Raw genomic sequence first — 11,001 nt, 5'->3', positions numbered from 1 at the left:
CGGAGCGGCAGAGCCTGGGAGGGATCGCACAGCTTGGGACGGTGAGGAGCCCCGGAATGAACGAGCACGCGAGCTGGAAGCCGTTGGAGATCACCCCGGAGAGCGCCGGCTGCGCGCCGAGCGCCGAGGGCCTGGTCGGCCACCTGCGCGAGCTGGACCTGGCGGAGGTGCTCACGGCCGAGAAGGCGCTCGTCTTCCGTGGCTTCGGGGTGCGGCCGGAGACCCTGGACCCGGTGATGGACCTGCTGCTGCCGAGGCGACTGGCGTACGTGCACGGCAACTCGCCCCGCACCAAGGTGGGCCGCAACGTCTACACCTCCACCGAGTACCCGTCCCGGTACACCATCTCCATGCACAACGAGCTGTCGTACGCGGCGCAGTGGCCGGCCCGGCTGCTCTTCTTCTGCCAGGTCGCCGCCGAGACCGGCGGCGCCACCCCCGTCGTCGACGCCGAGCTGTGGCTCGACTCCCTGGACCCGCAGTTGCGCGCCGACTTCGCCGGTGGCCTGCGCTACCAGCAGAACCTGCACGACGGCATGGGGCTGGGCAAGAGCTGGCGGGAGACCTTCGAGACCGACAGCCGCGACGAGGTCGAGGAGTTCCTCGCCGGCGCCGGCGCCACCTGGGAGTGGACCGCCGACGGACTGCGCGTGGTCCAGCTGCGGGAGTCCACCCTGCGGCACCCGGTCACCGGGGCCGAGGTGTGGTTCAACCAGGCCGACCAGTGGCACCCGGCCGGCCTGGACGACGACATCGCCAGGGTGATGACCCAGGTGATGGGCCCGGACGAGCTGCCCCAGTCGGTGACCTTCGCCGACGGCTCCCCGATCCCCGACGAGTACGTCACCCAGATCCGCGACCGGGGCCTTGAGGCGGCGGTCGACGTCGACTGGCGGGTCGGCGACCTGCTGCTGATCGACAACGTGCTCACCGCGCACGGCCGGCGCCCGTACACGGGCGACCGCCGGGTGCTGGTGGCGATGTCGGACTGAGCGGCGCGACCGGAGAGTGCCCCAGATGTCCCTGCCCCGCCCGACCGGCGGCGATCCCTGGCTGCGGGTGTTCCGGGGCGGCGCGCACGCGGACCTGCGGTTGGTCTGCCTGCCGCACGCCGGCGGCTCGGCCGGGTTCTTCCAGACCTGGGCGGCGCGGCTGCCGGACTCCGTCGACGTGCTCGCCGTCCGCTACCCGGGCCGGCAGGACCGGCTCTCCGAGCCGTGCGTCGACCGGATGGACGTGCTCGTCGACCGGGTCACCGAGGCGCTCACCGGGTACCTGGACCGACCCCTCGCCCTGTTCGGTCACAGCATGGGCGCCTCGGTCGCCTACGAGGTGGCCGTCCGGCTGGAGGACCGGTTCGGCGTCGTGCCGGAGTTCCTGTTCGTCTCGGGGCACGGGGCACCGCACGTCACCCGGATCGACCAGCACCCCGACCACCTCGACGACGAGGAGTTCCTCGTCCGGATCGCCGCGCTCGGCGAGGTGGATCCGGTGGTCTTCCGCTCGTCGAAGCTGCGGGAGCTGGTCGTACCGGCACTTCGGGCCGACCTGCGGCTGATCCACGGCTACCTGCCGCGCGCGCCGCAGACCGTGTCCGCGCCGATCACGGCGTACCTCGGCACGGGGGATCCGGCCTGCGACCGGGAGTCGGTCTCCGCCTGGGCGGAGCTGACCACCGGCGGCTTCCGGCTGCGGGCGTTCCCCGGCGACCACTTCTATCTCGTGCCGGCGCGGGCGGAGCTGCTCGCGGACCTGACCGCGCAGCTCGCCGGCCGGCCGACCGTACCCCGTGCCGCGGCATCCGTGGCCGCGCACCTGACCTGACCGGCACCGCCGGACTCGCACCTGGAGGGCGCATCGTGACCGCACCGGACGTCGAGGCGACGCCGCAGCCGCTCGTGGACGTGGACGAGGAACGCCACGCGCGGTTCCGTACCTCCTTCGAGGCGGTGACGGACTTCGGGCGGCGGCTGCTGGCGGCCCGGCTGGCCGCCGCGGGCGTCCTGCCCGCCCCCGGGGCCGTCGCCGGCCGGGAGGAGATCCTGGCCCGGCTCGCGGTGGCCCCCGGCTACCAGCGGCTCGGCGACGCCCTGCTCGACCTGCTGGCGGACGCCGGCCTGCTGCGTCGGCAGGGCGACGGGCTCGCCGTGACCGGACGGGTCGCGGAGGCGGCCGGGCTCGCCGAGGACGACGCGGTCGACGCGGCGGCGGCGACGCTGCGCCGGGAGCACCCGGAGGTCGCGGGGTACGTGCCGCTGCTGGTCGCCTGCCAGACGCAGCTCGTCGAGGTGGTGCGGGGCGACCGGCCGGCGAACGAGGTGCTCTTCCCGGGCGGCTCCGCCGACCTGGTCTCCGCCATCTACCGGGACAACGTCCAGCTGGACTTCTACAACCGGCTCTGCGCGGCGCGGGTGCGGGAGCACGTCCGGCAGTTCCTGCGGCGCTACCCGCGGTCCTACGCCCACGTCATGGAGGTGGGCGCGGGAACCGGTGGCACCAGCGGCCCGGTGCTCGACGCCCTGGCGGACCGGACGGAGCGGCTGCGGTACTTCTACACCGACGTGGGGCCCGCGTTCCTGCGACTGGGACGTCAGCGCTTCGGCGTCGACCGCCCCCACGTCGACTTCGCCCGCTACAACGTGGAGGGCGCGCCCGAGGACCAGGGCTTCGAACCCGGTTCGATGGACGTCGTCCTGGCCAGCAACGTCCTGCACGCCACCCTGCGGATCTCCGCCGCGCTGCGGCACTGCCACGCGCTGCTCAAGCCGGGCGGCATCCTGGTGGTCAACGAGATGACCAGCCGCCTCGACTACAACACGCTGACCTTCGGCCTGGCCGAGGGCTGGTGGCGGCACGCGGAGGACGAGCCGCGGGTGCCGGCGTCCCCGCTGCTGGACGTGGCGGGCTGGCGGGCCGCCCTGGGCCGGGCCGGCTTCGTCGACGTGCGGGCGCACGCCGTGCCCGGGCTCGACGCCGCCGATCAGGTGCAGACCATGTTCGTGGCGACGGCCACCGGTGGGGGCGGCGCGTCCCGCTGAGGTTCCGCCCCGTCCGCGTACGCCCCGACCGGGGTCGCGACTCGCGGCACCCCGCGGCCGGGACCCCGGTCGGGGCGTACGCGACCCCTGTGCAGCAACGGTTTCGGCGCCTGAACCCGGTAGGTCTTTGCCGGCACCCCTATATGTTCCGGCAAGATCTTTCGTTCACGAATATTCGGTGATATCAATCTCGCACTCGATTCCTCTACCCCCGGAGTTGCGACGTGCGGAGAACCCGTCTCGTTTCCCTCGCCCTGAGCCTGGCCACGGCTTTCGGCGTCAGCCTCACCATGGCAGCCCCCGCCCAGGCCGCCGCCACCGACCGCTACGTGGCGCTCGGTGACTCGTACGCCTCGGGCGTGGGCGCCGGCAGCTACACGAGCGAGAGCGGTTCCTGCCAGCGCAGCACCAACGCCTACCCGGCGCTGTACGCGGCCAACATCAAGCCCGCGTCGTACCGCTCGGTCGCTTGCTCCGGTGCCACCACCACCAGCGTGATCAACACCCAGCTGTCGGCGCTCAGCTCGACCACCACGCTGGTCAGCGTGACGGTCGGCGGCAACGACGTCGGGTTCGCCAACATCATGTCCACCTGCGTGCTCCAGGGCACCACGCAGTGCGTGGCCGCCGTGCAGGCCGCCGAGGACAAGGCCCGTGCCCAGCTGCCCGGCCTGCTGCGCAACGTCTACAACGGCATCAAGACCCGGGCGCCGAACGCCCGCGTGGTGGTCGTCGGCTACCCGGTCTTCTACCAGCTCGGCACGGTTTGCGCCGGCCTGAGCGCCACCTCGCGGACGAAGATCAACGAGGGCATCAACCTGGTGGACGACATCACCCGCAGCGCCGCCGTCGCCGCCGGCTTCAAGTTCGCCGACGTGCGCGCGCAGTTCGTCGGGCACCAGCTGTGCAGCTACGGCACGAAGTGGCTGCACGCCCTCAACTTCGCTTCCCTGGGCGTCTCGTACCACCCGACCGCGGCCGGCCAGTCCGGCGGTTACTACCCGGTCTTCCGCTCCGTCGCGGGCTGACCGACGCGCTCTGGCGTCCGGGCGCTCCCGGTCCCGCCCCCCTCGGGGCCGGGAGCGCCCAGGGCGGGAGGACGGGGCACGGTCGCCCACGCGGCGTCCGTGCCCCGTCCGACCCGTCCGGCGCCCCGGTCGACCGCCGACGCCGGACGGCCGGAGCGACCCCGGCGAGCGCGCCGGGGCCGCCCCGTCAGCAGCGGACGATCGTGGAGTTGCTCAGCCCGACGTTGCTGATGGTCAGGTTGTCCGCGCAGGGGCTCTCCACGATCCGGCTGTTCACCAGCGTGAAGTTGCGCAGCGTGATGTCCCGGTTGCCGGGGAACTCGGTGCGCTCGGCAAGCCGCACCTCGCCGCCGCCGCTGATCGTGCCGCCGCCGGCGGCGATGTCCACGTTCTGGCAGTTCTCGATCAGGATCGCGTTGTTGCCGGTGTTGGCGATGTCCACCCGGTCGACCGTGGCGCCGCCGGACTCGGAGACGCAGAAGATCCCCCGGCCGCCGCCGCGTGCCCGGACGGTGCCCACCCGGATGTTGGTCGGGTAGCCGGAGCCCACGCGTCCGTTGCGGTTGGCCATCCGGAAGGCGGCGTATCCCGTGCCGGCACCGGCGTTCTCGGCGTCGACGGTGGTGACCGTGGCGTTGATCGTCTGGTTGAGCAGCAGGCCCGACTCGCCCACGTCGCGCGCCGTGACGGTGCCGACGGTCAGCCCGTCCACGCCGTACGTCTCGACGGCGTGGGAGCTGGCGCCGGAGACGTACGCGCTGTCGATGCGGACGTTGCGGGTCCACTGGCTGGTGTCCCCGCGGTTGTCGATGCGGATCCCGAGCCCGCCGTTGAGCCGCATCTCGATGCGGCCGAGGACGACGTTCGTCACGTTGCGCAGGAAGATCCCGTAGAGCGGGGAGCCGGTGACGGTGAGGTGTCCGACCTCGACGTTGGTGGTGCCGCGGGAGTAGATGGGCGCCTGGTCGCCGCTGCCCGAGCCGGTGACGTTGATGGTGCCGCAGACGTCGATCGCGGTGTGGCTGGGCAGGGAGATCCGTGAGCCGGCGCTGATCGAGCCGGAGCCGCGTACGACGACGCGCTGCTTGCTGGTCCGCCCGGCGCTGAGGCTGTTCACGGCGGCCTGGACGGCGGCGCGCATGTCGCTTCCGGTGTAGACCGTGCTGGCGCCGTTGCGGGCGGTCCAGGTGCCGCCGCTGAGCACCGCCTCGGCGTGGAACGTTCCGCTGCCGCAGCCGGTGCCGCCGGAGCCGAGGTTGACCAACTGCCACTGCTGGTTGGCGCCGCCGAGGTCCTGGTACTGGGAGATCATCGCGCCGTCGGCGGTCGACCACTGCCACACGTCCAGCGCCTTGTCGGAGTGCCGGTTGACGAGGCGGACGTGGCCGCCGTCGGAGTCGGCGAGCCGGAAGTGCTGCCGGGTGTTGCCGCTGGCGGCGGTGTTCTGGACGAGCTGGACCCCGTCCTCGGCGCTCGGCAGTTCCAGCACCTTGCCGCTGTGCGCCGAGCGGATCTGGTGGTATCCGCCGCCCACGTCGACGAACCGCCACTGCTGCACGGCCAGGTCGTTGCGGGTGAACTGGTTGACCGGCGCGCCGTCGGCGGTGGACCAGCCCCACAGGTCCATGGCCTTGCCGCTGTGCCGGTTGACGAGGACGTAGGTGGCGCCGGGGTCGACCGTGGCCGCCTCGGCGGGGCGTGGACCGACGAACACGGCGGCGCCGAGCAGCGCCAGGGCGGCCGTGGCCACCAGCGGGAGCCGACGGTGGTGGATGGGTCTGGTGGTGGTGGGTGTCATGGGGCTCCTTCGGAGAGTTGTCCGGCGGGGGATGGCGTCGTCGCGGCCCGGCATCAGATCCGCCCGCATCTATGGCTTTGGCAATGGTAAGCGCTTTCCCTCGGCTCGGCGGAAGTTCGCCCGTGCGGATCGGTCCACCGGTCCGCCGCGTTCCCGAGGGGCGGGCGCGATCGGCTCCTACCTGGCCGGCGTCGGCCGAACGGGGGAGTGCGGGTAACGGTCGGGTCACGAGGGATTCCCACGAGTTTCATCTCGGCCTACTGTGCGAGGCAGGAGGTCAGACCTCCTTCCTCATACCTCTTAACTGGGCGAGGTGAGCTGGCACGTGCAGGAAGTTGCCCCCCGCTACGACGGATACCGGTCTTTCGACTACCTGGAGCCCCGGGTCGACTACAAGGTCTTCGAGCTGGCACCGCAGCTCGGCCGGGTACCCGAACACGACCTCGGCCTGACCGACGAGCAGCGCGACCGGGTCTCCCGGCTGCTGCGTGACCATGTGGCGATCTCGCTGCATGAGCACCCGAAGATCCTCCCGGCGGACGTCTCGCAGCTGCGCGACTACAACCGCACCGGCCGCAACTCCTTCGGTTTCGAAGGGCTCGCCCGCTCCGGGATGACCGCCGTGTTCGACAACTTCATGAACGGCACGGGCTGCGTCACGAGCGAACACGCCTGGAAGTGGGACGACGTCATCTACGACATCGGCCTGCGCTTCGCCGACGTCGCCAAGCAGGACTACGTGGTGGTGGCGACCACCCTGGAACAGATCCTCACGGCCAAGCGGGAGGGGCGGCTCGCGCTGGTCGCCGGCCTGGAAGCGGCCACGATGATCGAGAACGAGCTGGACCGCATCGACATCCTCTACGGCTTCGGCGTGCGGCAGATGGGCATCGCCTACAGCCAGGCGAACATGCTCGGCAGCGGGCTCTCCGAGCGGGTCGACGGTGGATTGACCCACTTCGGCCGGCGGGCGGTGGACCGGATGAACAAGCTCGGCATCGCCATCGACGTGTCGCACTCGGGTGACCGGACGTCGCTGGAGGTCGTCGAGGCGAGCCGGGTGCCGGTGTTCATCACCCACGCCGGGGCGCGGGCGGTCTGGAACACGCCGCGGATGAAGTCGGACGAGGTGATCCGGGCCTGCGCCGAGCGGGGTGGGGTGATCGGCATCGAGGCGGCGCCGCACACGACCCTCTCCGCCGCGCACCCGCACCACTCGATCGAGTCGGTGATGGACCACTTCACCTACTGCGTCGACCTGGTCGGCATCGACCACGTCGCCTTCGGCCCGGACACCAACTTCGGTGATCACGTCGGGCTGCACGACAGTTTCACCCAACACCTTGCGATCGGGCAGGCACACGGCGCGGTGGACCATCCCCGGGTGCCCTACGTCTCCGGCATGGAGAACCCAGCGGAGTGCTTCAGCAACATCGTCGGCTGGTTGGTCAGTCACGACTACTCCGACGACGAAATCGCCAAGGTCATCGGCGGCAACATCATTCGGGTTCTTCGGGAGGTCTGGTGAGCACGTCCAACAACCACCGCCCCGGCCGCTGGCGCATCGCCGCCGCGATCGGCGCGGTGGCCGCGATCGGCCTGGCCGGCTGCGGCCTCAACGAGGGCAACTCGTCCTCCGGCGACACGTCCGGTGGCGCCTCGGTGCTGCGCATCGGCACCACCACCGATGTTTCCAACTTCAACCCGCTCCAGTCGCTCAGCAAGACCGACTCCTGGATCCTCAACGCGATGTACCCGCACCTGCTGCGGATCGACGAGAACGCCAAGAAGGCGCCGGAGCTGGCCAAGGAGTACACCTACGAGGACGGCGGGAAGACCGCCGTGTTCAAGCTGCGTGACGACTTCACCTGGACCGACGGCAAGCCGGTCGTCGCCGAGGACGTCAAGTTCAGCGCTGAAATGATCATGAAGTACAAGCTGGGCAACGTCGCCGCCAAGCTGACCTGGGTCGAGTCGATCGAGGCGCCGGACGCGACCACGGTGAAGTTCAAGCTGTCCCAGCCGTACGCGCCGTTCGCCGAGGGCGTCGGCTTCTGGATGTCGATCGTGCCCAAGCACATCTTCGAGGGCGCCGGCGACCTGTCCAAGTTCGCCAACGACTCGAACTGGGTCGGGGCCGGGCCGTTCGTGCTGGAGAGCGCCACCAAGGGCCAGCGCTACGTGATGAAGCGCAACGACAAGTACCCGCTGGCGCCCGGCGGCAAGGCGGCCGTCAGCCAGGTCGAGTACCGCATCTACCCGGACGTCAACACGATGATGCTGGCGCTGCGCAACGGCGACATCGACATGATGGGCACCCCGGTGCCCGCGTCGGCGGCGAAGACGTTCGAGAACGACGAGAAGATCAAGCTCAACAAGGTCGGCGCGCTCGGGTTCGCGCACCTGACGTACAACATGAACAACAAGGACCTGGCCAAGCAGGAGGTCCGCCAGGCGCTCTCCATGTCGGTCGACACCAAGGCGATCATCTCCGCCGTGCTCCAAGGCGACGGGCAGCAGATGGCCGGGCCGATCTCGCCGATCTTCTCCGACTACGACAACACCGACCTCCAGCCGTACGCGTTCGATCCGGCCGGGGCGAAGGCGAAGCTTGCCTCGGCGGGCTACCGGGACGGCAACGGCGACGGCTTCTTCGACAACCTCTCCCTCGGCGTGGCGTGCGACCAGTCGAACGCCAACCTGACGCGGGTGGTGCAGCTGTTCCGGGAGAGCGCGGCGAAGGCCGGGATCAAGCTGGAGAACGAGTGCGTGGAGCGCAACACGTTCCTGTCCCGCACCAAGAGCGGTGAGTACGACATCGACGCTTCCCAGTGGGGTGTCTTCGACAACCCGATGGACCAGCTGCGGAGCACCTACCTCTCCAGCAACCCGGGCGGCATCAACTACAACCTGCTCAAGTCGGACGAGATGGACCGGCTGATCAACGACGCGGCGGCCACCACCGACACGGCGGCCTTCACGCAGAAGATCAAGAACATCGACCGGGTGGTGCACGAGCAGGCCTACCTCACCCCGCTGTACGTGGAGAACTTCCAGTTCGCCTATAACGCCAGCAAGTTCACCGGCTTCGTCGCGTCGCCGTCGGACCTGCTCGGCATGGTCACCGCGTACTCGCTGGCCCAGGTCAAGCCGGCCAGCTGACGGCGGGCTGACGAAAGAAGGGAGGGGTCCCCGTGGCACGCTTCGTGCTCAGCCGGGCGCTGAAGGCCGTCTTGACCATCTGGATCGCGATCACCGCGACGTTCTTCCTGCTCCGGCTGCTCCCCGGGGACCCCACGACCCTGATGGTCGAGGGGGACATGACCCCGGAGATGCAGGCCGCGCTGCTCAAGACGTACGGCCTGGACCGGCCGCTGTCCGAGCAGTACGTGTCGTATCTGCGCGAGCTGATGCAGGGCAACCTGGGCATCTCGTTCCGGCAGATCCAACCGGTCACCGACATCCTCGTCGAGCGGCTGCCGTGGACCCTGCTGCTGGCCGGTGTGGCGTTCCTGCTGACCATCGCGGTCGGCATCCCGATCGGGGTCTACGCGGCGGTGCACCGGGGCCGCTGGCCGGACAAGGTGCTCCAGGTGCTCGGCATCGGCGGGCACGCGCTCTTCGTGCCCAGCGTCGCGATGCTGCTGATGGTCTACCTCGGTGCCCGTCTCGGCTGGTTCCCGATCGGCGGGGCGATCGACCCGGACACCCGGGGCGTCGGCGCCTACCTGAGCCTGGCGCACCACCTGGTGCTCCCGGTGCTCTCACTGGTGCTGGTGCAGCTCGGCCCGTACGCGCTGACCCTGCGCACCAACATGCTCGAGGTGCTCGGCGAGGACTACATCCGAGCCGCCCGGGCCCGTGGCCTGTCCACCCGGCGTCGGGTGTGGAAGCACGGGCTGCGCAACGCGATCCTGCCGGCGCTGACCCTGATGGGTCTGCAACTGGGCACGCTGGTCGGCGGCGCCGTGCTCACCGAGACCGTGTTCGCCTATCCCGGCGTCGGTCGACTGATCTTCGAGGCGGTCGGGCAGCGGGACTACCCGGTGCTACAGGGGGCGTTCATCATGCTCGCCGTCACCGTCGTGATCGCCAACGCCCTCACGGACCTGCTCTACGCCGTCCTCAACCCCAGGATCCGGCTGTGAGCGCGGGAGGCGGGCGGCGTGGGGCGGCCCCGGTGGGACGCGGCCGCGCCGAGATACCAGAAGCGGCGGAGCGGAGCCCCGCGGTCGTGACGGAAAGGGTGGTCCGATGAGCGCGCCGGTGTTGACCGAGCAGACCGTACCGGTCCGGGAGGCCGCCGTCGTGCCGGCCTGGCGCAGTTACCTGCGGCAGCCGTCGGCGCTGATCGCGGTGCTGGTGCTTGCGGTGATGGTGGTGCTCGCGCTCGCCGCGCCGCTGATCGCCGACGAGCCGGGCGGCACCAGCGCCGACGTTCTCCAGTCCCCCTCCGGCGGGCACTGGTTCGGCACCGACGACCTCGGGCAGGACATCTTCGCCCAGGTGGTCTGGGGCACCCGTACCAGCCTGGTGATCGGCGTCGCGGCCTCGCTCATCGCGCTCGTGCTCGGCGCCGCGATCGGGCTGGCCTCGGCGTACTTCCGGCCGGTGGACGCGGTGGCCACGGTGATCACCGACGTCATGCTGGCCCTGCCCACCCTGCCGCTGATGATCATGTTGGCGGCCGTGGTGAACCCGAGCGTCTGGACGCTGACCGTCATCATCGGCGTCTTCGCCTGGCCCGAGGTGGCCCGGCTGATCCGCTCGCAGGGCCTGGTGGTGTCGGCGATGCCGTACATCGACGGCGCCCGGGTGCTGGGGGCCCGGGGCTGGCGGATCGTCACCCGGGAGATCCTGCCGGCGGTCATCCCGCTGATGGTGGTCAGCGTGCTGCTGACCGCGTCCCGGGCCGTCATCTCCGAGGCCGGCCTGAGCTTCCTCGGCCTCGGCGACCCGGACGCCTGGTCCTGGGGCCGGATCCTGCTCAACGCCCAGCGCAGCGGCGTGGTGGCCATCGCCTGGTGGCAGACGCTCTTCCCGTCGCTGGCGATCCTCTTCCTGGTGCTCGCCGCGACGGTCGCCGGAATGCGGTTCAACGACGTTCGTGACCCCCGCCGGAACGGAGGCTGACCCG

The 11,001-nt window shown here is 70.6% G+C and carries 9 protein-coding genes; 8 read left to right on the top strand and 1 reads right to left on the bottom strand.

All coding sequences use genetic code 11. From position 1 onward, the window contains the following. The first annotated feature begins 56 nt into the window (after positions 1-56). The 4 genes from AC0OO9_RS02640 (at position 57) to AC0OO9_RS02625 (ending at position 4,066) form a co-directional block, all read left to right on the top strand. Positions 57-992, top strand: a complete 936-nt coding sequence (locus AC0OO9_RS02640; RefSeq protein WP_484515256.1) for a TauD/TfdA family dioxygenase — start codon at positions 57-59, stop codon at positions 990-992. A 25-nt stretch (positions 993-1,017) separates the two neighbouring features. Further along, positions 1,018-1,824 carry a thioesterase II family protein gene (locus AC0OO9_RS02635; RefSeq protein ID WP_484515255.1) on the top strand — a complete coding sequence of 269 codons (807 nt, stop codon included), beginning with the start codon at positions 1,018-1,020 and terminating at the stop codon, positions 1,822-1,824. 35 nt (positions 1,825-1,859) lie between these two features. Continuing rightward, on the top strand, positions 1,860-3,038 hold the full coding sequence (locus tag AC0OO9_RS02630) for a class I SAM-dependent methyltransferase (RefSeq protein WP_484515253.1): 1,179 nt from the start codon (positions 1,860-1,862) through the stop codon (positions 3,036-3,038). 224 nt (positions 3,039-3,262) lie between these two features. Continuing rightward, the gene (locus AC0OO9_RS02625; RefSeq protein ID WP_484515251.1) at positions 3,263-4,066 is read left to right on the top strand and encodes an SGNH/GDSL hydrolase family protein; all 804 of its coding nucleotides are present in this window, start codon (positions 3,263-3,265) and stop codon (positions 4,064-4,066) included. Positions 4,067-4,253: 187 nt separating this feature from the next. Here AC0OO9_RS02625 and AC0OO9_RS02620 read toward each other — a convergent pair whose 3' ends face one another. After that, positions 4,254-5,864: an RICIN domain-containing protein gene (locus tag AC0OO9_RS02620; RefSeq protein WP_484515249.1), complete on the bottom strand. Its 1,611-nt coding sequence runs from the start codon at positions 5,862-5,864 to the stop codon at positions 4,254-4,256. Between the two features lie 313 nt (positions 5,865-6,177). On the opposite strand from AC0OO9_RS02620, the gene AC0OO9_RS02615 reads away from it, so the two are divergent. The 4 genes from AC0OO9_RS02615 (at position 6,178) to AC0OO9_RS02600 (ending at position 10,997) form a co-directional block, all read left to right on the top strand. Beyond that, complete coding sequence (locus AC0OO9_RS02615; RefSeq protein WP_484515247.1) at positions 6,178-7,392, top strand: dipeptidase; 1,215 nt, start codon at positions 6,178-6,180, stop codon at positions 7,390-7,392. Beyond that, entirely contained in the window at positions 7,389-9,026 is a 1,638-nt protein-coding gene (locus AC0OO9_RS02610; protein ID WP_484515245.1) for an ABC transporter substrate-binding protein, read from the top strand. The genes AC0OO9_RS02615 and AC0OO9_RS02610 overlap by 4 nt, the downstream gene beginning before the upstream one ends. A 32-nt stretch (positions 9,027-9,058) precedes the next feature. Next, on the top strand, positions 9,059-10,012 hold the full coding sequence (locus AC0OO9_RS02605; RefSeq protein WP_484515243.1) for an ABC transporter permease: 954 nt from the start codon (positions 9,059-9,061) through the stop codon (positions 10,010-10,012). Positions 10,013-10,118: 106 nt separating this feature from the next. After that, positions 10,119-10,997 carry an ABC transporter permease gene (locus tag AC0OO9_RS02600; protein WP_484515242.1) on the top strand — a complete coding sequence of 293 codons (879 nt, stop codon included), beginning with the start codon at positions 10,119-10,121 and terminating at the stop codon, positions 10,995-10,997. The last annotated feature ends 4 nt before the right edge of the window (positions 10,998-11,001 follow it).

This window comes from Micromonospora sp. USAFONa4, from assembly GCF_057197825.1.
The sequence above is the reverse complement of the archived record's forward strand: the minus strand, read 5'-3'. Positions and strand labels throughout refer to the sequence as shown.